Origin of the sequence: Corynebacterium silvaticum (assembly GCF_002162115.2) — a bacterium.
Taxonomy (GTDB): Bacteria; Actinomycetota; Actinomycetes; order Mycobacteriales; family Mycobacteriaceae; genus Corynebacterium; species Corynebacterium silvaticum.
In genome coordinates this window covers 619869-646466 of sequence record NZ_CP021417.2, presented here as the reverse complement: position 1 = coordinate 646466, position 26598 = coordinate 619869, and the positions used below count along the sequence as shown (strand labels likewise).

26 protein-coding genes and 2 pseudogenes are annotated in these 26598 nt (G+C 54.7%); 8 read left to right on the top strand and 20 right to left on the bottom strand.

The window, feature by feature from the left end; genetic code table 11:
* Nucleotides 1–47 precede the first annotated feature (47 nt).
* Nucleotides 48–938, bottom strand: coding sequence for a DUF3152 domain-containing protein (locus CBE74_RS15495; protein ID WP_087453520.1), 891 nt, complete (start codon nt 936–938; stop codon nt 48–50).
* A gap of 2 nt (nt 939–940) precedes the next feature.
* Entirely contained in the window at nt 941–1168 is a 228-nt protein-coding gene (locus tag CBE74_RS15490; protein ID WP_087453519.1) for a DUF3107 domain-containing protein, read from the bottom strand.
* Nucleotides 1169–1454: 286 nt separating this feature from the next.
* On the opposite strand from CBE74_RS15490, the gene CBE74_RS15485 reads away from it, so the two are divergent.
* From CBE74_RS15485 to CBE74_RS15475, 3 genes are all read left to right on the top strand, one after another.
* Nucleotides 1455–2780, top strand: a complete 1326-nt coding sequence (locus CBE74_RS15485; RefSeq protein WP_087453518.1) for a DEAD/DEAH box helicase — start codon at nt 1455–1457, stop codon at nt 2778–2780.
* Nucleotides 2777–3982: an Rv3212 family protein gene (locus CBE74_RS15480; protein ID WP_087453517.1), complete on the top strand. Its 1206-nt coding sequence runs from the start codon at nt 2777–2779 to the stop codon at nt 3980–3982. Before CBE74_RS15485 ends, CBE74_RS15480 begins: the two co-directional genes overlap by 4 nt.
* A 105-nt stretch (nt 3983–4087) precedes the next feature.
* On the top strand, nt 4088–4948 hold the full coding sequence (locus CBE74_RS15475; RefSeq protein ID WP_087453516.1) for a GDSL-type esterase/lipase family protein: 861 nt from the start codon (nt 4088–4090) through the stop codon (nt 4946–4948).
* Between the two features lie 66 nt (nt 4949–5014).
* Here CBE74_RS15475 and CBE74_RS15470 read toward each other — a convergent pair whose 3' ends face one another.
* Nucleotides 5015–5437 carry a hypothetical protein gene (locus tag CBE74_RS15470; protein ID WP_087453515.1) on the bottom strand — a complete coding sequence of 141 codons (423 nt, stop codon included), beginning with the start codon at nt 5435–5437 and terminating at the stop codon, nt 5015–5017.
* 618 nt (nt 5438–6055) lie between these two features.
* On the opposite strand from CBE74_RS15470, the gene CBE74_RS15465 reads away from it, so the two are divergent.
* Nucleotides 6056–6316, top strand: coding sequence for a WhiB family transcriptional regulator (locus CBE74_RS15465; RefSeq protein WP_087453514.1), 261 nt, complete (start codon nt 6056–6058; stop codon nt 6314–6316).
* A gap of 80 nt (nt 6317–6396) precedes the next feature.
* A complete protein-coding gene (locus tag CBE74_RS24740) occupies nt 6397–6471 on the top strand; it encodes a 50S ribosomal protein bL37 (protein ID WP_014300525.1) in 75 nt (24 codons plus the stop codon).
* 72 nt (nt 6472–6543) lie between these two features.
* Here CBE74_RS24740 and rsrA read toward each other — a convergent pair whose 3' ends face one another.
* Both rsrA and CBE74_RS15455 read right to left on the bottom strand, forming a co-directional pair.
* Nucleotides 6544–6825, bottom strand: coding sequence for a mycothiol system anti-sigma-R factor (gene rsrA, locus CBE74_RS15460; RefSeq protein WP_087453513.1), 282 nt, complete (start codon nt 6823–6825; stop codon nt 6544–6546).
* On the bottom strand, nt 6825–7493 hold the full coding sequence (locus CBE74_RS15455) for a sigma-70 family RNA polymerase sigma factor (protein ID WP_087453512.1): 669 nt from the start codon (nt 7491–7493) through the stop codon (nt 6825–6827). The genes rsrA and CBE74_RS15455 overlap by 1 nt, the downstream gene beginning before the upstream one ends.
* 47 nt (nt 7494–7540) lie before the next feature.
* On the opposite strand from CBE74_RS15455, the gene ybaK reads away from it, so the two are divergent.
* Complete coding sequence (ybaK, locus tag CBE74_RS15450; protein ID WP_087453511.1) at nt 7541–8044, top strand: Cys-tRNA(Pro) deacylase; 504 nt, start codon at nt 7541–7543, stop codon at nt 8042–8044.
* Here ybaK and CBE74_RS15445 read toward each other — a convergent pair.
* Nucleotides 8003–8670 (bottom strand): annotated as a pseudogene (locus tag CBE74_RS15445) (SOS response-associated peptidase). The gene ybaK and the pseudogene CBE74_RS15445 overlap by 42 nt on opposite strands.
* A 20-nt stretch (nt 8671–8690) precedes the next feature.
* On the opposite strand from CBE74_RS15445, the gene aroA reads away from it, so the two are divergent.
* Nucleotides 8691–9965, top strand: a complete 1275-nt coding sequence (aroA, locus tag CBE74_RS15440) for a 3-phosphoshikimate 1-carboxyvinyltransferase (RefSeq protein ID WP_087453510.1) — start codon at nt 8691–8693, stop codon at nt 9963–9965.
* Nucleotides 9965–10981 carry a ribosome small subunit-dependent GTPase A gene (gene rsgA, locus CBE74_RS15435; protein ID WP_087453509.1) on the top strand — a complete coding sequence of 339 codons (1017 nt, stop codon included), beginning with the start codon at nt 9965–9967 and terminating at the stop codon, nt 10979–10981. Before aroA ends, rsgA begins: the two co-directional genes overlap by 1 nt.
* Nucleotides 10982–10990: 9 nt before the next feature.
* Here the strand turns inward: rsgA and CBE74_RS15430 are convergent, their stop codons facing one another.
* The 14 genes and pseudogenes from CBE74_RS15430 to CBE74_RS15365 form a co-directional block, all read right to left on the bottom strand.
* On the bottom strand, nt 10991–12265 hold the full coding sequence (locus CBE74_RS15430; RefSeq protein ID WP_087453508.1) for a fatty acid desaturase family protein: 1275 nt from the start codon (nt 12263–12265) through the stop codon (nt 10991–10993).
* Between the two features lie 16 nt (nt 12266–12281).
* Nucleotides 12282–13340 (bottom strand): ferredoxin reductase, encoded by a 1059-nt coding sequence (locus CBE74_RS15425; RefSeq protein WP_087453507.1) that lies wholly within the window; start codon nt 13338–13340, stop codon nt 12282–12284.
* A gap of 190 nt (nt 13341–13530) precedes the next feature.
* Nucleotides 13531–14037: a DUF6912 family protein gene (locus tag CBE74_RS15420; protein WP_087453506.1), complete on the bottom strand. Its 507-nt coding sequence runs from the start codon at nt 14035–14037 to the stop codon at nt 13531–13533.
* Nucleotides 14037–14447: an HAD-IA family hydrolase gene (locus CBE74_RS15415; RefSeq protein ID WP_013241381.1), complete on the bottom strand. Its 411-nt coding sequence runs from the start codon at nt 14445–14447 to the stop codon at nt 14037–14039. Before CBE74_RS15415 ends, CBE74_RS15420 begins: the two co-directional genes overlap by 1 nt.
* A gap of 208 nt (nt 14448–14655) precedes the next feature.
* Nucleotides 14656–14958, bottom strand: coding sequence for a hypothetical protein (locus CBE74_RS15410; protein WP_171483296.1), 303 nt, complete (start codon nt 14956–14958; stop codon nt 14656–14658).
* Nucleotides 14959–15046: 88 nt separating this feature from the next.
* Nucleotides 15047–17590: a preprotein translocase subunit SecA gene (gene secA / locus CBE74_RS15405; RefSeq protein WP_087453505.1), complete on the bottom strand. Its 2544-nt coding sequence runs from the start codon at nt 17588–17590 to the stop codon at nt 15047–15049.
* A gap of 155 nt (nt 17591–17745) precedes the next feature.
* A complete protein-coding gene (gene hpf / locus CBE74_RS15400) occupies nt 17746–18408 on the bottom strand; it encodes a ribosome hibernation-promoting factor, HPF/YfiA family (RefSeq protein WP_087453504.1) in 663 nt (220 codons plus the stop codon).
* A 137-nt stretch (nt 18409–18545) separates the two neighbouring features.
* Nucleotides 18546–19153 (bottom strand): annotated as a pseudogene (locus CBE74_RS15395) (ComF family protein).
* Nucleotides 19154–19171: 18 nt separating this feature from the next.
* Entirely contained in the window at nt 19172–20908 is a 1737-nt protein-coding gene (lpqB, locus tag CBE74_RS15390) for an MtrAB system accessory lipoprotein LpqB (RefSeq protein WP_087453502.1), read from the bottom strand.
* A gap of 1 nt (nt 20909) precedes the next feature.
* Nucleotides 20910–22559, bottom strand: coding sequence for an MtrAB system histidine kinase MtrB (gene mtrB / locus CBE74_RS15385; RefSeq protein ID WP_180316380.1), 1650 nt, complete (start codon nt 22557–22559; stop codon nt 20910–20912).
* 29 nt (nt 22560–22588) lie between these two features.
* On the bottom strand, nt 22589–23266 hold the full coding sequence (mtrA, locus tag CBE74_RS15380) for an MtrAB system response regulator MtrA (RefSeq protein ID WP_087453501.1): 678 nt from the start codon (nt 23264–23266) through the stop codon (nt 22589–22591).
* A 136-nt stretch (nt 23267–23402) separates the two neighbouring features.
* Entirely contained in the window at nt 23403–24026 is a 624-nt protein-coding gene (locus CBE74_RS15375) for a dTMP kinase (protein WP_087453500.1), read from the bottom strand.
* The gene (gene ahcY, locus CBE74_RS15370) at nt 24026–25465 is read right to left on the bottom strand and encodes an adenosylhomocysteinase (RefSeq protein WP_087453499.1); all 1440 of its coding nucleotides are present in this window, start codon (nt 25463–25465) and stop codon (nt 24026–24028) included. Before ahcY ends, CBE74_RS15375 begins: the two co-directional genes overlap by 1 nt.
* Before the next feature lie 192 nt (nt 25466–25657).
* Entirely contained in the window at nt 25658–26011 is a 354-nt protein-coding gene (locus tag CBE74_RS15365; RefSeq protein ID WP_087453498.1) for a DUF4259 domain-containing protein, read from the bottom strand.
* Nucleotides 26012–26598: the final 587 nt, after the last annotated feature.

Genomic DNA, 26598 nt, shown 5'->3' with positions numbered 1-26598 from the left:
AGCCTAATAGAATGCCGGGCCGACGAGGGCGTTATAGGGAATAACTCTTAACCAAAGGGGTAAGGCCAAGGGTTTGCGGCACACACTGCGCCGTCGTCTTTGTACACTTCCGTAGCGTCTATCTTGGATAGTTCTGTGTTGGACAGGCTTAATGTCTGCTGCATCATAATGGGGGCCAGTTGGCCGTTTCCCCCGCATGGTTCATGCGAGGCGTACCCGATGCCATGACCCACCTCATGGTTGATGAGGTACTGCCGGTATGCGCCTAGGTCTCCCTGGAAAGGAGTTGCACCCCGGATCCACCGAGACTCATTAATCACTACGCGGTTGCCGTCGGAATAAAAACAGCTGGTTTCCATAGCAATATTGTGTCCACACAGCCCATGAGTGGTGTCCACCGACGAGAGCTGGATTCTGAGATCCGGATGGGCATCCGGGGTATTCGCTATGTGCTCAAACGCGAATTTTTCATCGTGCGCCCAGCTCTTAGGATTGGTCAGCGTCGCGTCAACCATCGCGGCAAAGGCATCGTCACCGCCAAAGGTCTCCGATTTAATGCCGTTTTCGACCTCAACAACGTAGGTGAACTTTTTTTCTTTTCCTTGCCCAGCTTTCGCGCCTGGGGTGCCGACTACTCGATACGTTCCCTCGCCCTTTTGCGTGAACTCGGCTCCTGGAGGCAACTCAACTGCAGCAATCTTAGGCTGCTCTTGATCTGCTGGATTGGGGCCTTTGAGAGGTGGCTGTCCTGTTTCCGATGTCTGGGTGGTGGCCTCGGAAACTGGGTTTTCGAATGTTTTTTCGTCGCTGGGGTGCACTACGAAAACGTCGACAAGTACCCACACGGTGATTACGGCGAGTACGGGAATGGCATATGCTCTCCATCCGTAATCGCGAGCGAATCGGACAAAAAAGCTTTCCTCGTGTGGGGTGCTCAACTCTAGGCTCCAGAGAAACCTACGGTGCGGGTGTTTGAGGTCCCGACCTCTACATAGGAGATTCGAGAGTTACGTACCAAATAACGGTTGCCGTTCTCGTCGGTAAGCGTCAAAAGACCGGCGTCGTTAGCTAATGCCTCAGATACGCGTGCCACAACCTCGTCTTGGGTCTCACGGCTAGAGACGACGAGCTCGCGTGGCGAATCAGAGAACCCGATTTTAATGTCCATCTTCGCTCCTAAAAATTATTGTTCTGATGGTCCTGCCGTTTTTACGTTGGCTCTTGTGCCTGGAACACGAATTTCCGTGCTTCCTTGCACTAGTAAATACCAAAATCTCAACGGTGCCTAAATAGCTCCCCAAGCATACCTGTTGAGTGTTGCTTCACGGTGAATGTGGAGGCAATCGCTGTATCCTGCCGGTTTAGTCTCTTGCAGAACGTTCTTCTCCTCACACTTCACCCAGTATGAGGACCTCCTTGGCCTCTTTCTGCGCATTCCCGTTAGTATCGGAGGGGTGTCAGTTTCTACTCATAAACCCACGTTCGCCGAATTAGGTGTCGCTGCTGAGATCGTCGACGCGCTTTCTGAACAAGGAATCACACAGACGTTTGCAATTCAGGAGCTTACGCTTCCTATAGCTCTCGACGGCCGAGACATCATCGGCCAGGCACGCACCGGAATGGGCAAAACACTCGGTTTTGGTGTTCCACTTTTGGACAGAGTCTTCGACGCAGCGGACGTCGCTGAGCTCGACGGGACCCCACGTGCGCTCGTCGTCGTGCCTACTAGGGAACTGGCGCAACAGGTAGGCGAAGACTTAGAACGGGCAGCACGCCACACCCCAGTGAGGGTGGCCACGGTATACGGCGGACGACCCTATGAAGAGCAAATTCATGCTCTAGATAATGGCGTTGACGTTGTAGTGGGAACCCCCGGCCGGCTTATTGATCTACACCAGCAAGGCCCCCTAATCCTCGATCACGTGGCCGTCCTTGTGCTTGATGAGGCCGACGAGATGCTGGACTTAGGGTTTTTCCCTGATATTGAGAAGCTGCTGGGAGCACTGACGCACCAGCATCAGACTCTCTTATTTTCTGCGACAATGCCGGGACCCGTGCTTACTCTCGCCAGGACTTTTATGTCACGCCCACTCCATATTCGGGCGGAGGAAGTCAACGCATCCCAAACTCATGCGTCCATCGAGCAGGTGGTTTTCCAGGCCCACAGGATGGATAAGAGCGCGATTACCGCGCGTGCGCTCCAGGCAAAAGACCGCGGGAAAACCATTATTTTCACACGTACCAAGCGCACTGCGGCAGAACTTGCAGAGGACCTTGCTGGTCGAGGTTTCCGAGTGGCAGGTGTGCACGGCGACTTAGGCCAGGCGGCACGCGAATTATCGTTGGGTATGTTCCGCGATGGCCGCGTAGACATCTTGGTTGCCACCGATGTTGCTGCGCGCGGTCTTGACATCGACGATGTCACCCACGTGATCAATTATCAGACCCCTGATGACCCCATGACGTATGTACACCGCATTGGTAGGACAGGGCGCGCTGGACATACCGGCACAGCAATTACCCTCGTGGGATACGACGAGCTCACCAAGTGGAAGCTCATTAGCGATGAATTGGGGCTGGACAACCCCACCCCGCCACAATGGTTCTCCACTTCCCCAGAGCTTTTCGACGCCCTCTCGATCCCCGAAACCGCCGGGGAAACAGTCGGTCAGCCGCTTAAGGTCGCAGGAAGTAGCCGAAGCACCGCACCTAGCAGGCGCTCGGGCAGCCAGCGCTCCAACGATGCCGCATCAGCAACCCAAAGGCACCGCCGACGATGACTAAAAGTTTGCGCAAGACGCGGAAGGACCTGATCGCTGCCACGATTATTGCGGGGATCAGTATTACCGGTGTGAGTGTTGTCTGGGCTACTGCCCCGATTAACAATGTCACGTATTCCCCTGCTGAACAGCCCCTAAGGACTCCAGCGGTTCCGCCAGTTCCTGTGCATTCATTAACCCAGCAATGGGAAACGTCCGCCGATCAATTAACCACCAAACCCATTATCGCGGCAGGCTTAGCCATGTCTTACGACGGGCACAGTGTCAACGCCATCGATCCCACGACGGGCACTCCAGTATGGTCATACGCTCGCACAGAGCCGTTATGTTCATTAGGTCAAGCCTGGTCCAGTGTCGTTTTGACTTTCCATACCGGGCGAGGCTGCGGCGATGTTGTCTCTCTCGACGCAGCGTCTGGAACGTATAAAGCAACGAGAAGCGCCAGCGCTAGCGATGCTGTGGTTCCGATTTCCTCCAATGACAACGTGGGCACCGTGTCTTCTGAGCGGGTGGAGCTTTGGCGTTCCGACCTTGTGCGTACTGTGGAATACGGTGACGTCCCCATCAAACAAGAGGCGAACCAACAACCGCATGAGGACTGCGAAATCTCCTCAGCGCTTTCCCGAAAATCTTTGTTGGGAGTAACCGAAAAATGTGAGAAATCCTGGTGGCTGCGGTTTCAGAAAACAGTTCCGGAAGACTCTCGTGTCCCGGAGATTACCCACGATATTCGTATTTCTGGTGAAGATGCACGCATCATTGCCATCAGCCAAGAGTCCGCAGCTGTTTTTGTAGGTTCGCCGCACCCCCGCATCGATTCCTTTAACAACAGCGGAGAGCGCACTGCCTCTATCGAGGTTCCGCCAGTCGGTGACTCTGCGTGGGACCACGGGCCTTCCGTGGCAGATCTCCCGCATCACATCACCTGGTTTGATGGTGAACGCCTTTATCTGTTCAACCCATCATCCCTGCATGTTGAGCATGTCATCGATAATGTTCTTGGTACGGGCGTTGCCATTAACAACAAGCTTTACGTACCCGTGTTCAATGGAATCGCAGTAATTAACTGGGATACCGGGGAGACCGAATCTGTCTTTGACGTTGATCGAGGGACACACATCGGTACGGTTTCCCTCGGGCTCGCGGGCAGCCATATCGTGGAAAAGCGAGGCGATCACCTCGTCGGATTAGCGTTAAGCTAAGGCGATTTTATAGAGATTTCCCTCTTCTCGCATCCCTCACATCCAAAACCAGAAAACCTCTTTTATCCTAAAAGGATACTGATAGAAATTTTGTATACTGGTGAAATGAGACACAGACTGTTCAAAGCCGGGGCGGCGATTCTTTCACTCATCGCGACACTTCCCGCCGCCATCGCTCCAGCGTATGCACGTGCCCCCATCCACAACGCAGTCATTTTTGGGGATTCCGTTGTAGCCAACCCGGATCTTATCCGCTACGGCGCCACATGGTTAAAAATCCCCACAACACCGCCCGCTACCGAGCGAGGAGAGTGCCCCACGTCTCCCCATAGCTTTGGAATTATGGCCGCCGAACGGCTCAATCTTCGGGCAGATAATTACTCCTGCCCCGGTGCCGTAGCACTTGGCAATAAGTCACTTTTCTCCGCTAGCCGGCGTTCAGTATCACTCCAGATCGACCAGGCTGAGGCCCAACAAACACTCAACAAAAATACTAAGCGAGTATTCATCTCACTAGGGTTTAACGATACTTATTCACAACTCGTGCGCGGTCGCACCGATGAACACATCCGCCATGAGTTTGCCGCAAAGATCAGGCATGATGTTGCACGAATCCGCAAGCTAGCGCCTCATGCCCGCATTCAGCTCATCGGCTACCCGCAAATTACAGATAACAGCGCCGTATGTTTATTCCACGTTGGCAACAATCTTCATGACCGCACATTCGCACCAGAGATTGCCCATCTTGAGCAGCTCGCCCAGGACATGGGCCGAGACGCAGCGGCAGCCTCCGGAGCCGAGTTTGTCGATCTCAAAGGACCAACCAAGCACAACCACATGTGCGCTCCCGATAATCAACGCATGTGGTCAGGCATTATCGACGCCACCGCAGGCCACACGAATCTCCCCTTCCATCTCAACGACCGCGGGCACAAGTACGTAGCAAACATCCTCGCACAGCAGTAGCAGGTCTCATATAAGTGTGGTGCCGGCAAGTTTTCCGCTTGCCGGCACCACACTTATCTTTATTTTTTAATAATTACGTGCAGCCCAATCTACTGCGCGCGGGCTAAAGAGCATGACCAAAGCCACAATCGCGGTCAAACCTGTTACCCCGGAGAAGATAAACGCGCCACCGTTGAACATGTAATACGCAATGGGCAGCAGTAAAATTTGGAGCATAATCACAGGACCCCGCCCCCATCGTTTACCCCGGTTCATCATGATCGCCCCGACCAAAACAGCCCCAAAGACGATGATAAAGAACACCGCAGTCCCATACCCTGCCCATGTACGCGCATTGTCAGACTCATAGACGATCGACGCATCGTTGTAGCCTGCAGCTTCCCGTACAATAAGAAGGATCGCGTAGGCAATTCCGATGAGGGACTGAATGGCGGCAACCCAACCAGCGTAGAGAACTAGACGTGGAGGGAAATGGGTGTTCATGTTCACGGCGATTGAGTGTAGCCCAACACCGTGTTCAAATCATCAGTTTCTCCCCAGGGACCCCGATCCCCCGCACCGATAGGAAGCCTGCACTACTTCACTCTTTTAGCAAAGGAGCACTTTGCTAAATTAACAAATCACTCCTGGCACACAGAAAACATTCCCGCGCAAAGCATTGCACTTAGCCTTCGTTCAGATTTAGCCAGTCAACACCCAATAACTGTCAACCACCCCAATTTGACGCGGACCATTCCCCCACACTCCCACAAAAAACATAAAAACTGCAGGCAGAAGACACGTCAGACGTCTGCAAAGTTGCAAGAATCCAGAAATGAGACACGTCCACAATTGAAATTAAAGTGTGATCCTGTGCACATTTTGCCCTTAACCCCTAGCCAAGCGTGAGCGGACATGTCATTATTTGCAGGTACCTCAGGCGAGCGAGCAACGCATTCGCCAATACTTCGGGTTACCGCGAAGGAACCACACGTCCCCATTGAGGCTTGAGCAGCCACGCCCCCATGGCTTGCATAAAAGACGTGTCCCTATTTTTACCGCCAGCTTTATAGTGGGTTTTCTTTGCGCCCCGTTGTTCTTACACTTGTAGCACGTTAGGAGATCACCATGGATTGGCGCCACGAAGCCATTTGTCGCGACGAAGACCCCGAGCTCTTCTTCCCCGTAGGCAATTCCGGCCCAGCGCTAGCTCAGGTAGCAGCAGCTAAGGTTGTGTGCAACCGTTGTCCTGTCACATCTCAGTGCCTCGCATGGGCGTTAGACACCGGCCAGGACGCCGGTGTCTGGGGCGGCATGAGCGAAGACGAGCGTCGTGCACTCAAGCGTCGGAAAAACCGCGGACGTGGACGCGCTCGTATCTCTCTCTAATCCATCGATTTCCTGAGACCTACGGCCACCTACTAAAGTGGTCTTCTGTTATTCACAATTAGCTAGCGAAGGAGCACCACATGAGCAAGCGTGGACGTAAGCGCAAGGATCGCCGTAAGAACAAAGCAAACCACGGTAAACGACCCAACTCTTAAAGTTACGGTCTCTTACTAGTCAAGGGCGCTCACCTTAAGGTGAGCGCCCTTTGCTCTTGATCAAAACAGTAACTACTGCTCGCGTTGAGTAATAATGGTAGTCCGCTCGATCTGGATGGAATAGGAAATTCTTTCCCGCAAACTCGCGGGCGCTGGTCCGCAGCAGCACTTCTTGAGCAGCCGCCTTAAGCTTTCCTCCGCCGCAATCATTTCCGCGCATTCCGGACATTGAGCGATATGTGCATTAAGCCGCGCGCATTCAACCTCGGTGAGTTCCCGGTCTAAAAGCGCATACATGTGTACGTGCAGATCCTCACAGTTACAGCCGCAATCGAGCGAGTCCTTTTCCGACATTATGCCTTCGCCTTTCCAACTTTATGATTCCCAGCGGCTCTATCCATGGTTCCAGAACTGTCAGAAGCCGCCGAGGCTTCATTCGCAGACGCAGTTTCGCTCATGCCAATTCCGTGGTCACGTGCCACGTCTTTCAACGCTTCTCTGAGTTGTTTTCTTCCCCGATGCAATCGGCTCATGACGGTGCCGAGGGGAGTCTCCATAATGTCGGCGATCTCTTTATAAGCAAGGCCTTCCACGTCTGCGTAATAGACCACCATCCGGTAGTCTTCGCTCAATTCATTCATCGCTTGCGCAATGCGCTGGTTAGGAAGGTTTTTCAGCGCCTCCACCTCAGCGGATTCCAATCCTGTGGAGTCATGCGAAGCAGTAGCTAGGAGCTGATAGTCAGTCACATCTTCCGCAGAGGATTGCACCGGCTGGCGTTTCTTTTTGCGGTAGGAGTTGATATAGGTGTTCGTCATGATTCGATAGAGCCATGCCTTGAGATTGGTTCCCTCTTTAAAAGAAGCAAACGCTTGAAAGGCCTTGATATAGGTCTCTTGCACCAAATCTTCGGCGTCTGCGGGATTCCGTGTCATCCGCAGCGCACCGCCATAGAGCTGATCGAGGAGCGGAAGGGCCTCGGTTTCAAAGCGCTTCTCTAGCTCAGTTGTTTTCGTTGCCACTGATCTCCTTAGAATTGGACACTATCAAGTCTAGTAGGAGGTACCCCGTGAGTAAGAAGAAGCATTCGGCAGCAACCCCCGCGCTGGCGGTGCTGGCTTCATCCGGCGTGGACTATAAGGTCTCCAGTTTTGAAGGCGGGACCGAACATTTTGGGGATCATGCAGCAGCGGCTCTGGGGGTGGAGCCCGAGCGCATCTTTAAGACACTGGTCGTTGATCTCACCGCCGGGAAAGGACCCAAGCGCCAGTTGGCGGTGGCGTGTGTGCCCGTTACCTCCCACTTAAGTCTGAAGAAGGTCGCTGCAGCTCTGGATGCATCCAAGGCAACAATGGCAGATCCTCGTGACGCCTCAAAGTCGTCCGGGTATATCCCCGGAGGTATCTCCCCCATCGGACAAAAAACTGCGTTGCCTACCGTTATCGATGAAACCGCAATCCTCTTTGACACGATCTTTGTGTCCGCGGGACGACGCGGTATGGACGTAGAACTTAGCGCGGAATCGCTCGTGTCACTCGTCGATGGGCAGCTTGTCGACGTCCAAGCCGATTAGCTCCGGATAATCGTTTCTAATGTTGCCCACCGCTTTATCCGCGGGGCTAAGAGAAAACGCGCTGACCTCTCCCGGGGACAGCAAGCTAGCAGCTTGGTCTGGACTGCCCTGCAACCACACCATGAGTTCATCTGCAGCCAAGAAACGCGGCATTCGATGGTGTACGCGGTCTAACGGTGGGAGCGAGTCCGTAGTAATCATCGTGGCCATAGTTGTTGCGCCCCGGTGTCCCAGAGACCAGCTGCCCACACTACAGATCCGGTGGTAATCCAATAGGGTTGTTTGTTGCGCCACTCGTAGTAGCCGTCCAGGGGGATGAGGCAGCGTCGAGAAGCAAAAGCAGCGCGAAAACTCGGTTTTTCTGTCACTGTTTCTGCGCGCGCGTTAAAGAGTGGGGTCCCAGAATCGTCCTGCTTCCAGCCCGGAAGCAACCCCCATCGCGCGGGCTCTATCACGGCCTCCCCCGGCGCGTTCCCAGTTCTTATGATCGCGATCTTGTGAGTCGGGGCAGTGTTGTATCTGGGTGCTGGCAACCCCATGGGAGCATGCACCACGGCAAAGCCAGGCACCTGCAAAAGCTGTTCATCGGTGGTACACAATACGAATCGACCGCACATATACCTCATTATGGCCTTATGATGGTGGAATGTGTGTTTTGTGGGATGCTCCGACTGTTACGGGGCCGGTATCGGCAGTGGTAACAGTCCCAGGTTCTAAGTCGATGACCAACCGTGCCCTCGTGTTGGCAGCCCTAGCGGACTCATCCTCGCAGATAAAAGGCGCATTACGCAGCCGGGACACTGATTTAATGGCCCGCGCGCTGCAAGCTTTGGGTACGGATGTGCGTATCGACGCCCCCGACGCGTTCATTGTCGCCCCAGTTCCCCTTCACGGCGGCGCTATCGACTGCGGCCTCGCCGGGACCGTCATGCGCTTTGTTCCTCCCCTAGCTGCGCTTGCTCAAGGCACAGTGGAATTCGACGGCGATCCTCAAGCACGCACCCGTCCCATGAACCAAATACTGGATGCACTGCGCGGAATCGGTGTGGATGTCCATGGAGACTCGCTCCCCTTTAGCGTCTCTTCCACGGGTGTGCCCAGTGGTGGTGTCGTTGAGATCGACGCCTCTAGTTCTTCGCAGTTTGTCTCAGGGCTGCTCCTTGCCGCGCCTTGTTACCGTGACGGCCTCACCGTCCGGCACATAGGCGAAACACTTCCCAGCGCCCCGCACATCGAGATGACCGTGGACATGCTCAGAAGCGCAGGTGTGCAGGTCGACGACTCCGTGGATAGTCAGTGGACGGTTCATCCGGGACGTATCGCTGGCCGTACCTGGTATATCGAGCCAGATCTCTCCAACGCCACTCCATTCCTCGCCGCGGCAGCAGTCACAGGCGGCACTGTCACCATTCCAGGATGGCCTCAGCAGACCACCCAGGCGGGAGATGCAATCCGCTCTATCCTGAGCCGCATGGGCTGCGACATAGCCTTTACTTCCTATGAAGGTGCACCGGCTCTTCAGGTCACAGGTCCTTCCGGAGCACTTCACGGGCTCTGCCTCGATATGGCGGACATCGGCGAGCTAACCCCCACGGTCGCAGCACTTGCCGCTTTAGCTGCGACTCCTTCCGAGCTCAGGGGCATCGCGCACCTTCGCGGCCATGAAACTGACCGGCTCAAAGCACTATCCGATGAAATCAACCGAATCGGTGGACAGTGCGAGGAGCTTGCCGACGGCCTCCGCATCACTCCCCGTCCTCTCCATGGTGGAACCTGGCACTCATATGCTGACCACCGCATGGCCACAGCAGGAGCGATTATCGGGCTCGCAGTACCGGGCATACACGTAGAAGACATCGCAACGACGGCAAAAACACTGCCGGATTTTGACACTATGTGGTCTGAGATGGTGAGCAGCTAATGGCACGAAGGTCGTCAGCTCATCGCTGGGATGAATCCGACGTACGAGTCAGGCCAAGTAAAGGTTCTCGCCCCAGGACTAAAGACCGCCCGAGTCATGACGATGCCCTTTTTGGCATGGTTGTGACCAAAGACCGCGGCAGATGGGGTGTGGTGTTGGATTCCGCCGACCCCACGGCAGAACCCATTGTCTGCATGCGAGCCCGAGAAATGGGCCGTACTGCTGTGGAGGTGGGCGACCGCGTAGGAGTAGTGGGCGATACTTCTGGCAGGGCAGGTTCACTCGCACGGATTGTTAAGTTGGAAGAACGCACCAGCGTTCTGAGGCGCACGGCAGACGATACTGATCCTTATGAGCGCATCGTCGTCGCTAATGCGCATCGCTTGCTTATAGTGTGCGCCGTTGCCGACCCGCCACCGCGCGCCGGTTTTGTTGAGCGGGCGCTCGTCGCTGCTTTTGTGGGCAATCTTCAGCCGATTCTCTGTTTGACCAAGTCTGATCTTGCAGACCCCACCGAGTTCGCGGAAGAATTCAGCTACTTGAATGTTCCCGTGGTCATCTGCGGTATCGACGATCCGATCGCGCCAGTTCACGAGCTTGTTACCCAGTCGGTCACCGCAACCATCGGGCACTCTGGTGTGGGCAAATCCACGCTAGTCAATCGACTCGTCCCCGATGCTTTCCGCGAAACGGGCAGCGTATCAGGGGTTGGGAAAGGCCGCCACACATCAACCCAGGCAGTAGCTTTGCGGCTTCCCGACGGCGGCTGGATCGTAGACACCCCAGGTATCCGGTCCTTCGGCCTCGCGCATGTCGACGCAGACGCAGTGGTCAGGGTTTTTGAGGATCTTTCCGCAGCCACTGAACACTGCCCGCGCGGATGCACCCACGCAGGTCCTCCTGCCGACCCGGAATGTGCGCTCGACCAATTTGACGCAGATTCCCCCACGGGTCGGCGCGTGATCGCGGTGCGCAAGCTGTTAGCCTCGCTGCGCACCAACACCGAATGGGATTAGCGGTTTCTTCTACTTCCTTGCGGAACGGCCAGAATATGCCCGTATGATATCGCGGATGCCTGGACGAATCTGTTTGAGCAGCTTCAGACCAGTTTTCAGTCCCACTCGCTTGCCCGAACTGTCCACGCCTAGTTGTCTCTGGATATTAGGATTTTCCGTAAAGGCCCTGTTTGACCTCACTTCTGGGGCGTTGTCGGGGCTGGCCACCAGATATTTATTGGGGAGGGCCAGCTTGAGCAGAGTCTTTTGGACTTTGAACAATTGCACGGGGAAAGAGTCGATGTTGTAAGGAAGATCGTATTCTTCGCAGATCGCACGAACTTTCTTCCCCACCTCCGCGAGCCGGTTCGACGGCATATCCGGGAAGAGATGGTGCTCAATCTGATAGTTCAGGTTGCCTGACATGAGGGTCAATAGCTTCCCACCATGGAAGTTGGCCGACCCTAGCATCTGGCGTAGATACCACTGATTGCGGTCTTCGTTTTTGAATTGTTCCTTGGTAAACGTTTCAGTCTCATCGGGAAAATGTCCGCAGAAAATCACGGCATACGCCCACACTGACCTGGTGAAGTTGGCCAGGGCATTTGCAGCCACGGCGCGTGGGTAATTCCGACCTGCCAGTGCGGGGTAAAGGAGGTAGTCTCGCGATAGTTGTCGGGCAGCTTTAGAGGTGGTCTCCCAGAACTTTCCTTTGGTTTCATCCCAGTCGGCCCGCTTGGAAAAGAACTTTCCAAGCTCAACATCGTAGTACCCCACGGCCCACTGGAACATCGTGGCAAGCACCGGGTTGATCACGGGCTGGAAGGCGTGCAACGGTGTCCATTTTCGGTCACGGGTAACGCGAAGAACGCCGTATCCCACGTCATGGTCCATCCCTAGTACGTTGGTGTAGGTGTGATGGACATAGTTGTGCGAGTGCATCCACTGCGAGGAAGGACACACAATGTCCCATTCCCACGTCATAGAGTGGATCTCTGGATCATTCATCCAGTCCCACTGTCCGTGCAAGACATTGTGGCCTATCTCTAGGTTTTCCAAAATCTTTGCGGTGCTAAGAAAAGCGGTTCCGGCCCACCAACACTTCTTATTGCCGGCAAAGATAAGGCTTACGCGTCCGGCGACTTCCAGCGCTCGCTGTACCCGAATAAGCCTTCTAATGTAGGCGACGTCGCGTTCGCCTAAAGATTCGGTGACCTCTAGTTTGATCGCGTCGAGACGCTTTCCGATTTCCTCGATGTCTTCGTCGCTGAGATGCGAGTATGCCTGAATGTTATCAATCGCCACTGTGTCAAGACTCCTTTTATACGCCTATGGTGAGATCGCCAGCCGCTACGCATACGCATGTTCGTACGCGGCTGCCCGGCTCATGGGTTTCCCCTGTGACTAAGTTGTGAGCATGCCCCTCAATCAACGGTCTGACGCAGGTATGGCACACCCCCATGCGGCAGCCGAACGGAAGGTTAACCCCTGATTTTTCGCCAGCCTCCAAAAGGGTTGTCGCGCCATCTGCGTGAGTATTTCCTCGATCACCAAAAGTGATCACCCCGCCCTGTGCGTCACTGGCGCGGTCGATAGTAAACCTCTCCGAGGTGATGGTGACGCCGCGTTCTTCTGCCCACGCGTGGGCGTCGTCAAGCATGCGCGAAGGACCACAAGCAAAGATCGCGCGTGACGTGATGTCGGGTATAACGTGTTCATAATCCTGCGGGGTGAGGCGTCCCTCGCGAGCCGTAATCCGGCGAATGACCTGAAGCTGTGGATTTTCTTGTTCCAGTCGTGTGAGCTCCTGGTCAAAGAGAAGCTGGTCGGTGTCGTGGACGCAATACACCAAGACTGCATGGCACCGCTCTAGCTGTTTGCGCTCAGCCATCGTGCGCACCATAGAAATAATCGGGGTGATTCCAGTCCCGGCGGCCAAGAAAGCAATCTTGCTGGGAACCGGCTCACTCAGATGAAAGTCCCCTGCTGGAGCAAGCAGCCGAATCGTGGTGCCGGGGCGCACAGAACCCACCAAATGGTTGGAAAGCTTTCCCTTTTCTACAGCGCGAACAGTGATTTTCAGCGTGTGCGCATGAGGGCCTGGCGCGTTGGTCAAAGAGTAGCTGCGCCACACAAAGCGCCCATCAATTTCCACCCCGATCCCGATGTACTGGCCTGCGTGGAAATCTGTTTCCACTCCCCATCCCGGAATGATGGAGAGGTGAACAACATCGCGATCGCGGTGCACTTCCTGGATTTGTCCGCGTAGTTCGCGGGTACTCCACAAAGGATTGACCAGGACAGAGTAGTCATCGGGCAAAAGCGGTGTGGTGAATCTTTTGAGCACTCCCCGAAGAGATGCTAGGCGGTCACGTGCCATGGATAAACCTCAGATTGTTTCCCTAGAAAAAGTTACTTTGCAGTAGCTTACGTATCCGTAGGTTCATTGTCCACTGATCCATAAAAAAATAAAGAAAAACCGTTGTGTACAGCTCTTTTAAGGACCAACACAACGGTTGAAAAAACTAAAACCCGCTATATTCTCCGATATAACACGGTTTTCTCAGAAGTTAGAGCAGCTCAACCAGAGCACCCAACTCACTGGGGTCATACCACGCAAGGAAATTATCCAGCGCGTCCCCCACGATCAATTCAGCATCCTCTACGCCTAAATCAGCCTCATCGATGGCCTCGATAGCCTTAGCCGTAGCCTCCTCAGACGATTCAACGTCTACGTGGATCGCAGCTACCGAATCCAAAGACACAGCGGACGGAGACAGCTTGACCACGGACTCCCCTAGCTCTGGCTCTAAGGAGACGTTTTTATCCGCAATATCTGCAGAAATCACGACACGACGGTGCGGGAATTTTTCCTCATCCCCGACCGCGAGCAACCTGATGGAAGCCAAGGCCGCATCCTCGAACGCCGAATGAGCTATCTCGTCTTCATCGCCCGACGTATAAAATTCCCGAAGCGCAGGAGTCACCGCAAATCCGTACCCCGAGCGTGCAGAAATTTCCCCTTGCTCACTCAGTTCTTTGAGCAGAGAGAAAGTCGCAGGAACATAGACGCGCATCAGAAGTCACCGCTTAGGCCAAACAGCCCTGAAAGCTCAACGACGGTACGGTCAAATTGCTGGTAGAAGACTCCCACAAGGCCGCACTCTACTGCTGCACGGACGTTCAGAATCGAATCATCAACCATCACGCAGTCGCGCATAGGCAAACCAATTGCATCAGCAGCGGCCTGGAACGCAGCCTCTTCAGGCTTCTCTGCGCCGATCTCACCGCTGAGGATGACGGCATCGACGATTCCTTGCGTCTGAAGAACACGAATAGGGTCTGCACCAGGGCCGCCCGGATCATTCGACAGCACCGCAGTGCCGATCCCATTCGCCCGCGCAGCGGATAAGAGATTGCGCCAGCGTCGCTGGTCTTCTACCGGCCCATCAAGGACACCTACATAATCGACGATTAAGCCGCGCACAGCTTGCCTACACCTCACGTAATTATTTCTGGAAAAAAGAATTGACCTTGGCTATTGTTTCACATTAGTCAAAGGAAACGCACGCCCACGCGTCTTTTTTTGGCCGCAAAACACACAGAGCCTGCCTTGGAATCGTGTTCTCTTAAGGAAAGACTACATGCTTGTCCCGATTCCTGGACTCAGCTATCTCAAAACTTTCACAGTGGATTCATCGCAACATTCCAGCGAGTCTTCCTACGCGCCAACGGATTGTCAACGCCTGCAGCTGCCCGATTACGTGCACAAAGAATCCAAGTCCCTGCTTTTTATGGCCTTGAACGCCGCCTTTGGCATCCGCTCGATCACCCCACTGTGCCACGAGCAATTCGACGATCAAGTGCACCGGCTCATTGCCGCTCGTCGACGCTCGATGCCAGCCGTACGCGGGCGCCTCGTCATGGAAGCACTCCATCTGCGCCCGCGCGGGCAGCTTATCGACGCCCTCGGTTCCGCCAACATAGACAACAAGCACTCGGCTACCTCGCCCAGTTTTTGCCTCTCGACGCAACAACCCGCAGGCTGCGAATGCGAAGCCTGCGGGTTATCTAGAGTGTGGCTCGTTAAGCCTCTACGGTCTCATCTACGGCTGGCGCCTGGAACTGCTTGCGCAGCAAGAAGAGCTGGCGCACAGTCTCCTCTTTGATTCCGTCCTTCATGGCGTTGAACATATCGCCACCTTCTTTTTGGTATTCCACCAGAGGATCGCGCTGCGCCATGGCGCGCAAGCCGATACCTTCTTTGAGGTAGTCCATCTCATAAAGGTGCTCGCGCCACTTCTGGTCAATGACCGGGAGAATCACCATGCGCTCGATATTGCGCATCTGGGCCTCTCCACCGATGGCAGAAACGTTTTCTTCCAGCTCGGCATACTGCTTGTGTGCGTCCTCAAGGACAGCAGCGCGCAAGTCCGCCTCAGACAGCTCGCCCGCTGCACCGTACTCGGTGCCGTCGATAAGCTCCTGTGCCTGCATGGAAGGCCCATACAGCGACTCAAGTGCGTTCCAGAGTGCGTCAAGATCCCAGTCTTCAACGTAGCCCTGCGCGGTTGCGCCATCGACGTAAGCACCAATGGTGTCATCGATCATCTTTTGGATGTTGTCAGCGATGTCTGCGGACTCAAGGATCTCACGACGCTCGCTGTAGATAACCTTGCGCTGCTCGTTCATGACCTCGTCGTACTTCAAGACGTTCTTACGCATCTCAAAGTTCTGGTTCTCCACGGAAGCCTGGGCACCCTTGATGGAGTTGGTGACCATTTTTGCCTCAATGGGCACATCGTCTGGAACGCTGAGACGATTCATCATGTTTTCCATGGACTGCCCGACAAAGCGAACCATCAGTTCATCACGCATCGACAGGTAGAAACGGGTGGTGCCGGGGTCGCCCTGACGGCCCGCGCGTCCGCGCAACTGGTTGTCGATACGACGAGATTCATGGCGCTCAGTGCCTAGGACATACAGGCCACCAGCGTCGCGCACCTCTTCAGCCAATTTCTCGCCGCGGTTTTTCACCTTGGCCAGTTCTTCATCCCACGCAGCCTCGTACTCTTCCGGGGTCTCCACGGGGTCGAGCCCACGCTCACGCAGGTTAATATCCGCGATGATGTCTGGGTTACCACCCAGCACGATGTCCGTTCCACGTCCGGCCATGTTGGTAGCAACCGTGACAGCGCCCGGCAAGCCGGCTTGCGCCACAATCTGAGCTTCCTGCTCATGGAACTTGGCGTTGAGCACGCTGTGTCGCACGCCACGGCGCTGCAGCAGCTTGGAGAGGTATTCCGAGCGCTCAACAGACGTGGTACCTACGAGCACCGGCTGTCCCTTGGCAACGCGCTCTGCGATGTCATCCACAACGGCAGCAAACTTAGCTTCCTGGGTCTTATAGACCAGGTCTGTCATGTCTTCGCGCTGATTGTCGCGGTTAGTCGGGATCGGGATGACGTCCAGCTTATAAATCTGGTGCAGCTCAGAGGCTTCTGTCTCCGCAGTACCCGTCATTCCAGCGAGCTTTTCATACAGACGGAAGTAATTCTGCAGGGTGATCGTAGCAAGGGTCTGGTTCTCGTTTTTGATCTCCACGTTTTCTTTGGCCTCAATGGCCTGGTGCATGCCCTCGTTATAGCGGCGACCATCCAAGACGCGGCCGGTGAAGTCGTCCACGATAAGAACCTCGCCATTGCGAACGATGTAGTCCTTGTCGCGGGTAAACAACTCCTGCGCCTTGATAGCGTTGTTGAGGTAGCTCACCAGCTGCGAGTGCTCAGGCGCGTAAAGGTTGTCGATTCCCAGCTGATCCTCGACATACGCTACGCCTTCTTCTTTAATACCCACGGTGCGCTTACGCTCATCCACCTCAAAGTGAATGTCACGAGTCAAACGCGGGGTGATCTGAGCAAAGACGCTGTACCACTGCGAAGAACCATCGACCGGGCCGGAAATAATGAGGGGGGTACGAGCCTCATCGATAAGAATGGAGTCAACCTCATCCACGATCGCGTAATGATGTCCACGCTGCACCAACTCGTCAAGCGAGCGCACCATGTTGTCGCGAAGGTAATCAAAACCCAGCTCGTTGTTCGTGCCATACGTAATGTCTGCGTTATAAGCCGCACGACGCTCAGTAGGCTGCATATTCGCCAGGATGACGCCGACCTCAAGGCCTAGCCACCGGTGCACACGACCCATCCACTCAGCATCGCGCTTGGCCAAGTAATCGTTCACGGTAACAACGTGAACGCCCTTGCCTTCCAGGGCATTAAGGTACGCGGGGAGCACACAGGTAAGCGTCTTGCCCTCACCAGTGCGCATCTCGGCGACATTGCCAAAGTGCAGTGCCGCTCCACCCATAACCTGAACTAAATAGTGCTTCTGTCCCAGGACACGCCACGATGCCTCGCGCGCAACAGCGAACGCCTCGAGCAGGAGGTCGTCGACAGTTTCGCCCGCCGCGATTCGGTCCTGGAACTCTTTAGTCTTTGCCTTGAGCTCGTCGTCGGAAAGCTCAGAAAACTGAGGCTCGAGATCGATAACATCTTCAGCGATTTTCTTCAGCCGCTTAACAGCGCGCCCCTCGCCAACGCGGAGCATCTTGGAAAGTCCAAACACGTGCACTAAGTCCTTAGAAATGTTTTAAATATGTGGTTTATAGCTGTAACTTCGCCATTGTAATCACAGGCGAAACAAATTAAAGAACCCGGATCACCTTTATTAGAGGGAATCCGGGTTCTGCATTATCTCGTTTCCACAGGAAAAGCTAAGGTTTAGCTCTCTTTTGCCAAGGAGATAAGGCCGTAGTCAAAAGCGTGACGACGATAGACAACCGATGGGCGACCCGTCTCCTCATTAACAAACATGTAGAAGTCGTGGCCCACAAGTTCCATCTCGGAAAGAGCATCGTCGACGCTCATCGGGGTGGATGGGTGCTCCTTGTGACGAACAACTCGTCCTGGCAGTACTTCCTCTACTGAATCCGCATAAGGATCGTGGTCATATTGGGAATCAGCGCGAGCTGTCTCTGCTTCCTGCACCAATTCAGCAGCGACCTCTCCGGCTCCCTTAGGCGCACGGTGCCCCGACAGGGAGATGGAACGGCGAGCCTTCACCTTACGCAGGGAACGCTCCATCCGAGCCAGCGCTGTCTCCAGCGCGGCGTAGAAGCTATCTTCCTTAGCCTCAGCCCGAGCAATGTGCCCCTTGCCGGTAGCCGTGATCTGAATACGGTCAGACTGCTCAGAGCGACGTGGGTTGGGCTCGTGCTGCAGCTCGACGTGGAAGAAGGTGAGTGTTGGATCAAGACGAGCTATCTTAGCGAGTTTGGCATTAACACGTTCCGCAAAGTGCTCCGGAACTTCAACGTTGCGGCCAGTGATCGAAACCTGGACGTCAGGGCTCAGAGTCTCGTTGTTTCCAGCAGGCGTGGTCATAATCACGTACCTTCCTGTATCAGCCGCCCGGTTTTTGATGAGTGGGATTACTCAGCTTTCCCTTATATCGGCGGGTTTCAACTTCCAAGAACCAGAGTACATCTGGTCATAACCATTTTGCCACCGGTTTTGTCCTACTACACATTTGATAGCCCCAAGGCTCCCCTAATTTTTACGTTCGCACTGGTCAAAACCGCTACCGACTCCGCAAGGGTAGCACCCGTTGTGATCACATCGTCAACGATGAGTACCGCAGACGAGGGGACCCCGGTCAGAAAAACGTTTCCAGAAAGGTTGCTCCTACGCTGAGAAACATCTAATCCGACCGAATCTGACACAGCTGGCCGATGCCATAAGACACGCTCAGTGCGCAAGCCACTGGCGCGGCATATTAATTCAACTGGGTCGCCGCCGCGCTGTTGTGCGGAGCGCATACGAGTCGGGGCAGGAAGCAGCACAAAGTCTTCCTCCACTTCCCCTAAAGCCGCAAGATACTCAACCGCTACAGCCACCACCGGCCCAAGGTAACGCACCGCGTCTGTACGACCGCGCTCCTTGAGGTTAATGATCGTTCTACGCCGTACTCCGCCAAACTCGCCCAGAGACCACACAGGAACGTGCGGATCAGCCAGAGTGGTGACCCGCTGGGGAGCCCGTGACCACTCAGTTTTACACTCCCCACACATCCGTATCCCAGGTTTCCCGCACCCCACACAAGCCTGCGGAAAAGAAATTCCCACACCATATCCCCCTGCTTTAGTTTTTAACGCGGCACCACGATAACAGAACGCCCTCCCTCAAGGCCCTGAACCTCGCGCCAATACACCGTAGCTGAATCAGAGTTAGGGAGTTCTAGGGCCACGCGGGCATCAGTGATGTATCGAGTAGAGGAATTTGAGACGACCGAGACCACAGGCGCAACAATATTTCCAGCAGAAAGTTTGGTTGCGATAGAACCATCTTGTGCAATTACCCACACCGGGGCTTCAGAACTAGACGTCCCCACGATCAAAGAGCCATTGCTCTCCCAGTCAAGAGACACTGCCGTATCTTGGATCGCCGGCATGACTTCATGGATATTGGTGATCTTGCGTTCTCCAGCGTTGGGACGCGACACAATGCCGATATACACGCGCCCGCCGATAATCATCGCAGCGCGTACGCCACTGCGCGAGAGCTGCAACATTGATATGCCACTCGACGCCTCCGCAAGCCCGTCCATAGACACCTCGGTTTCCACGATGTCTCCACCTGAGGAAGAACGCGCAAGACGAATAATCTTGCGACCATCTTGTACCGTCCACAGCGACGATGCACCTGGCTCAAATGTCGGTTTGGTCATTGTCTTAGCCGACAAAACTTCGGAATAATTTCCACCCACAGTGCCCAGCAACAAACTAGATTTTTTCGTGTCTCCACTCCCCACGGCTCGCACCGCAGCAGTCACCTTGTCTTTGCTTGAGATCGCCACTGACTCAATATCGTGCACCGCCCCATAAGGACCGGCCACGGGCGCTGCTTGACCGCCCACGACGCTGCGCAAGCTGCCGTTAGTCAAAGCATAGGTTTCTGTGGACACCGACGCACCTGCTTGCGGGTTGTACTCTGCAAAGTCATCCACAGTGAGCTCTTCACTATCACGACGCTCAGATTTGATCGGAACCCCATCAAAGGCAAATTTGAACGGCCCTGCCGAACCCGAAAGCGCAAGCGTCCACACGAATTGTGCAGAAAGCCTCCGTATCTCGTCTTGACCCAAGCCGGACATGCCGGTGAATTGATAAAAGCCATTACTCAAACCCGCAAAAGCTGCCCCAGAAGGCACCTCATTAACCACGCCAGGGGTGAGATTGCGTGAAGGCCCGCCGATCATCAAGGTAAGTAGCGCGCTCTCTACGCTGTTGCGCGATGCACTCGAATCCTTGAATACCCAGCGCCGATCCGATACCAGCGTTGATCCGCTGGTATCAAAGAAATACAGCTGCTTTGGGTCATAGTGATTCCACAGCTCATTGCGCTGCACCACAATCTGGTCAGGAAGCTCAGCTATCCGCCACTCAGAATTAACCCTTTCCAAAGTGATGGTGGTGCTATAACTCTCATTTTTAGAAACGTACGATCCGCCTTCTTCAAGCGAACCCACAATGTTGCCACGCACATCAAATACCCGGCGCGACGCTGAGCTACTCGCAGAGGAATTAATATCGATCCCGTCCAGCACCAATACGCTTGTACTGGGAGACCACCGCTCAGAAGCAGCACCTGTGAGATAGCCTCTTGCGCGTTTATAGCGTTGGGAAGGGTTCGTGCTTGCCTCGTAGAAATCGCGCAACAACAAGTCCGGCTCTTGTCCCGCAACTGGCGCTTGCTGCTCAGTGGAGGTACTCACGTCAAAACCTCGGATAGCCTGGGGATCCGAACCGCTGGGCAGAGTTGTACAAGCGCTCACCAGAACACCGACGAGCCCGACCGATAGCCCTAAGCGAGCCACTCTAGCCATACTATTTCCCTAGCCTTTCCTCGGTGTCTTCGCCTTGCTGCACATTCTGGCTCAGAGGTTCTTCCGCTATCTCTTCTACTGCGGGTGCTTCAACGTCACCGGACGTTTCCGGTTCTTCGGACGTCAAAGAGCCCGGGGCTGCAAGTTCGATGGGGGCAGTCGTGATATCGGAGCGTGGGGTGAGCGGCAGCGTAAGCAAAAACATGGTGCCCTGCCCTGGCACACCCGCTGCTGCCAAAGTTCCGCCATGCAAGACCGCATCTTCACGGGAAATCGCCAGCCCTAGCCCCGTACCGCCGGAATGACGGACCCGGGATGGATCGGCGCGCCAGAACCGGTTAAACACCAGCTCTTCCTGACCAGATTTCAGCCCCACGCCATGGTCTACAACGGCCACTGCTACAGCGTCTTCGGTGACGGCGCAGTGAACGTCGACAGGCTTTCCATCCGCATGGTCAACGGCATTGGCCAGAAGATTACGCAGCACTCTTTCTATCCTGCGTGAATCGCCCACCAGGTTTACAGACTCGGCGGGGACGTCAAAACGCACGTCGATGCCCAACTCTTGTGCAAGGTGCTCGACCTGCTGCCACGCTGCGTTAATGCACGCGCGAATATCAAGGTTGCTCTCTGCGAGGTCTGCAACGCCTGCATCGTGGCGAGAAATCTCCAGCAGGTCTGCCAACAGCGCTTCAAAGCGATCGAGCTCTCGCACCATGAGTTCGGAGGCGCGCTTCGCACCGGGCGAGAGGTCGTCGGAACCGTCTGCGATCATGTCTGCGGCCATGCGGACCGTGGTAAGCGGGGTCCTTAGCTCGTGGGACACATCCGAGGTGAACTGGCGTTGTAGATTGCCGTACTCTTCCAGCTGCGCGATTTGTTTGGACAGGGACTCAGCCATGGAGTTAAAACTCATTGCCAGACGCGCCATCTCGTCTTCCCCATCAACTACCATGCGCTCGCGTAAATGGCCTGAGCTAAAGCGCTCCGCGATACGGCTGGCAGAACGCACCGGCGTGATCACCTGCTGTGTGAGCAGCCAGGTGATCCCCACAAGCAGCACTACCAAGACAATGGCCGCACCCGAGAACAAACCGCGCAAGAGCGCCAGGGTTGCCTCGTCGGATTCCATGGACATCACTAGATAGACTTGTGTGTTAGGAATATCGGAATTGGTGGGGGTTCCGATGATGAGGGCCTTGTAGGTTGTGCCGTTGGCGCGATCGATGGTGGCAAATTGATAGGAAACCTGCCGTTGATCCACAAAGCTCCGAAGCCGCTCTGGGATGCGGTATCCCTCCGGAGAGGCGATGACAGAACCATCGGGGTTGTTGACCAGGATGACTGGCTCATAGACCGCCTGGTCCTCTGCGGATGCCACCTTGTTGGCCAGCGCAGCCCGGGCAGAATTGAGACGAACCTGCACGCTACTGGAGGCACCAGTGGCCTTGATTTGTTGCTCCACGGACACGCATGCACGATCGATCTCCGAGTTTGCGATGTCTAACTTGGTGTTGATTAACCGCTGGGTGACAAAGCTGACCAATACAAAGGCCAAGATCATCATGACTACCAGCGATGCCGCGAAGATAGATCCGAGAACCTTGAATTGGAGCGAGGTGCGCCACAGCTCAACAAAGCGATGTCGCAACCGTTTCAGGCCATACGCAGAAATAGAACTTACTCCTGCCCAGTCTTATATCCGACGCCTCGGACGGTGAGCACAATCTGGGGATTTTCCGGATCCTTCTCAATTTTTGCGCGCAATCGCTGCACGTGGACGTTGACCAAGCGCGTATCCGACGCGTTCCGGTATCCCCACACTTTTTGCAGTAGTTCTTCACGGGTAAACACTTGGCCAGGCTTACTTGCCAGCTCAAGAAGCAAATCAAACTCCAGAGGAGTGAGCTGGATAATTTCCCGCCCGCGGCTTACCACGTGGCCGGGGACGTCGATAGCAAGGTCGCTGATCTCGATAACATCCGCGGGTGCGTCATCCGTACGGCGTAACCGTGCCCGCAGACGAGCAATAAGTTCCTTGGGTTTAAAAGGCTTGGTGATGTAATCATCAGCGCCGGTTTCCAGCCCCAACACCACATCAACTGTGTCCGTTTTGGCCGTGAGCATCACTATGGGCACCGTCGAGTTCTGGCGGATCAAGCGGCAAATATCGATGCCGTTCATCCCTGGAAGCATGAGATCCAGAAGAACGAGATCGGGTTCTTCCCTGTTAAAGGTGTCTACTGCTAGGGCACCATCGGTGACAGCCACGGTATTAAAATCTTCAGCTTCCAGCACGATCGTAAGCATCTCAGAGATCGCTGGATCGTCATCAACGACGAGAATCTTCTGGGGCATCTGCCTGAAGTCCTTCCTCAAACAAGCGCGGAATACCCACCGCCGTCGCCCCTATGTGCGAGCTTTGCTCACACAGGAGCGCCAGAAGAAGGTCACATCTTGCCTAGCGGGTTTCCATAATGATTTTAAAACTAACTCATTTCATCGTACCCAGGGTTTGGATAATCCTGAGTGCGACATCATCGACAGAGTCTCCCAACTGCGCCACAATCCAAAGAGAAAAACGCTCTTCCTCTGCTAATCTGGCGTACGCATCTGAGGTACGAACCTGCAGGCTGTCGTTGGTTTCATAGCAGTCGCGAGAACGCTCCTCGTCCTGTTCCTCCCGCTGTGCAGCACGCTGGGCCGCTACTTCCGGCGAGGTGTTCAGGAGCACTTGTATATCGGGGGTAGGAAGCCCAAACTCCCCAAACTCAAGGTCAGAAACCCACGTCACCAGATTCCAATCTTGTGCGCGGGCAGCCGAATAGGCAGCATTGGAGGCGACATACCTATCGAGCAAGATAATGTCTTTGCTTCCCTTATATGACTGAAGCTCCTCCGCTATCTCCCTACGATCCAGCGCAAAGAGCAGCGCCATGGCATAGATAGAATCGCTGACATCGCCCATTTCCTGGTACAGGGCCTTCTGTGCGAGATGGGCGTGAATGGAGTCGTGATAACGCGGAAACCCTAAAACTCGCGCATCAAGCTTTTCGACAAGGGCGCGGACCAGCGTATTCTTGCCCGCGCCGTCGATTCCTTCAATAGCAATAATCATTAGTAACGGTAGTGCTCCGGCTTATAAGGTCCCGCGACATCCACGCCTATGTATTCCGCTTGTTCTTTGGTCAGCTCAGTGATTTCCCCGCCCAAAGCCTCAACGTGGATCCGGGCTACCTTTTCGTCCAAGATCTTGGGCAGGCGGTAGACCTCATTGCGGTAACGGCCATCGTTGCGGAAAAGCTCTATCTGAGCGATGGTCTGGTCTGCAAAGGACGTGGACATCACAAAGCTGGGGTGTCCGGTGGCGTTGCCAAGATTCAAGAGGCGTCCTTCTGACAGCACGATGATTGCGTTGCCGTTGGGCAGCGTGAATTCATCGACCTGCGGCTTAATTGTCACGCGCGAGACGTCGTTGCGGTGCAACAGCGAAGCCATATCTATCTCATTATCAAAGTGACCGATGTTGCCAAGGACCGCATGGTCTTTCATCTTCAGCATGTGATCGAAGGAAATGATGCCCATATTCCCTGTCGCAGTGATCACGATATCCGCTTCAGAGATTGCCTGATCCACTGTGACCACAGAGAATCCGTCCATTAGTGCCTGAAGAGCATTAATTGGGTCGGCTTCTGTGACTTTTACGCGAGCGCCCTGCCCAGCCATTGCTTCTGCGCAGCCTTTGCCCACATCACCATAGCCACAAATCAAGACGTTCTTGCCGCCCATCAGCATGTCGGTGGCGCGATTGATGCCGTCGATAAGCGAATGGCGCGTGCCGTACTTGTTATCAAACTTGGACTTGGTCACGGCGTCGTTAACGTTCATTGCAGGGAAGGGCAGCACGCCTTCTTCCGCAAAGTGGTACAGCCTATGCACACCTGTCGTGGTTTCCTCAGTGACGCCTTTCACGGATGATGCGATAGCCGTCCACATGCCAGGATCTGATTCCAACGTTGCCCGCAGCATCTCCAAGAACGCCTGATATTCGTCGGAGTCCCCTTCCTCGCTCGGTGGCACAACGCCGGCTTGCTCATACTGGCGACCACGGATAACTGCCATGGTCGCGTCCCCACCATCATCCAGGATCATATTGGGAAGCTGTTCACCCGGCCATGCAAAAATTTTATGAACGCAATCCCAATACTCGTGGAGAGTCTCGCCCTTCCATGCAAAAACCGGAACACCCTGCGGGTTATCTACGGTCCCCTCGGGTCCAACGACAACCGCAGCTGCCGCCTCATCTTGGGTGGAGAAGATGTTGCACGATGCCCAGCGCACTTCCGCCCCCAGTGCCACGAGCGTCTCGATCAACACGGCAGTCTGAACCGTCATGTGGATCGAGCCGGTAATCCGAGCCCCGGCGAGTGGCTGCTCTTCGCGGTATTGTTCCCGCAGCTGCATCAAACCAGGCATCTCGTGCTCTGCGAGACGGATTTGGTGGCGGCCTGCTTCCGCGAGGCTTAAATCTTTCACCTTGAAATCAAAAGAGGTCATTTAAGTATTCCTTCTCACAAGTGCCGCGCACCTAATACATCGAAGCTCTATCAACGTATCCCGACGACAATCCCAGTGGTGTCTTCCTAGAAGTCTTTCATAACGCGTGTGCAGATGGGGGCGTTACGACGCCCCTCCCCCAACAACACTTCCTATAACCGCACGCTGGCCAAAAAGTGCCACCCCCCTGGATTAGCTCAAAGCCTCTAGGAAAGCCTCAAGGTCTTCTTCCGTATCGGCTTCTTCTAACAGCTTGCTCGCAGACTCGTGCAAAGCCTCATCGCCTTCCCCAATATATTCCCGGATAAAGGGATAGGCGCTTACCAAGTCGCCGTCGCTAAAAGGCGCTCCCGCCCAAATAGCCGCGATTGTCGCTGCGGCCAGGCCGTTAAGCTGCTCGTCTTCAGAAACCCGACCCGTTCCCGTTGCTAAAACGCAGGCATCGCGCACAGCTTCTACGATGTCATCGCCGTCTAGATCGTTCAGCTCGTCGAGGAAATCAACGTTAACTTCCTCAGAGAAAATCTCACTCTCCCAGGTGATCATGGGTTATTCCTTTCACTACTTTTATTTTAACCAAAATATTCGGCGCATCGACGGGCCATCGCTGAGCTAACTCTATTCAATGGACATTCGAGGTTTTAAACCGCCCCTCCTGTCAGATTTGGCACAGCTCCGCAGGAAAATACGCCGGAGGCGCCTAACGCCTATTCGCAAGGGACACCACAATCATTAAGGCGCCCCTCAATCAAGGATTCGACCGCAGCGCCGATCGCGTACGTACCTCTTTTATTACACCTCCGCGAAGACAGCCGCTACTGCCTTACAAAAACTTATTTTATGATTTTCCCTATAGAAATAACTGACACTCCTAATCATTACTGCGCTCATCAGACAACGATCAAAAAACTTATTTTCATCTGCGAGAAGAGTCCTCATCGTTTCCCATAACCTTCTTTTGTCGCAGCTCCCAACAGCGTGTTCTTTTTATTAAGAAACAGCGCCGTCGAGATCACGCTCAGGTTACAGAGCACTAAAAGGTATGCTACGGTCGTTTTTGTTATCAAATCGTGACTGGATTTCTCCCATCGTTCTCGAGCCGACTGGCGAAGAGCCGCTCCGCACCGAACGAT

Coding starts and splice junctions, on each gene's coding strand:
- CBE74_RS15465 (WP_087453514.1), top strand. CDS start 6,056: ATGGATTGGCGCCACGAAGCCATTTGTCGCGACGAAGACCCCGAGCTC.
- rsrA (WP_087453513.1), bottom strand. CDS start 6,825: ATGTCGGAAAAGGACTCGCTCGATTGCGGCTGTAACTGTGAGGATCTG.
- CBE74_RS15420 (WP_087453506.1), bottom strand. CDS start 14,037: ATGCGCGTCTATGTTCCTGCGACTTTCTCTCTGCTCAAAGAACTGAGT.
- mtrA (WP_087453501.1), bottom strand. CDS start 23,266: ATGCCCCAGAAGATTCTCGTCGTTGATGACGATCCAGCGATCTCTGAG.
- CBE74_RS15365 (WP_087453498.1), bottom strand. CDS start 26,011: ATGATCACCTGGGAGAGTGAGATTTTCTCTGAGGAAGTTAACGTTGAT.
- CBE74_RS15475 (WP_087453516.1), top strand. CDS start 4,088: ATGAGACACAGACTGTTCAAAGCCGGGGCGGCGATTCTTTCACTCATC.
- CBE74_RS15480 (WP_087453517.1), top strand. CDS start 2,777: ATGACTAAAAGTTTGCGCAAGACGCGGAAGGACCTGATCGCTGCCACG.
- rsgA (WP_087453509.1), top strand. CDS start 9,965: ATGGCACGAAGGTCGTCAGCTCATCGCTGGGATGAATCCGACGTACGA.
- CBE74_RS15425 (WP_087453507.1), bottom strand. CDS start 13,340: ATGGCACGTGACCGCCTAGCATCTCTTCGGGGAGTGCTCAAAAGATTC.
- CBE74_RS15490 (WP_087453519.1), bottom strand. CDS start 1,168: ATGGACATTAAAATCGGGTTCTCTGATTCGCCACGCGAGCTCGTCGTC.
- hpf (WP_087453504.1), bottom strand. CDS start 18,408: ATGACCACGCCTGCTGGAAACAACGAGACTCTGAGCCCTGACGTCCAG.
- aroA (WP_087453510.1), top strand. CDS start 8,691: ATGTGTGTTTTGTGGGATGCTCCGACTGTTACGGGGCCGGTATCGGCA.
- ahcY (WP_087453499.1), bottom strand. CDS start 25,465: ATGACCTCTTTTGATTTCAAGGTGAAAGATTTAAGCCTCGCGGAAGCA.
- lpqB (WP_087453502.1), bottom strand. CDS start 20,908: ATGGCTAGAGTGGCTCGCTTAGGGCTATCGGTCGGGCTCGTCGGTGTT.
- CBE74_RS15375 (WP_087453500.1), bottom strand. CDS start 24,026: ATGATTATTGCTATTGAAGGAATCGACGGCGCGGGCAAGAATACGCTG.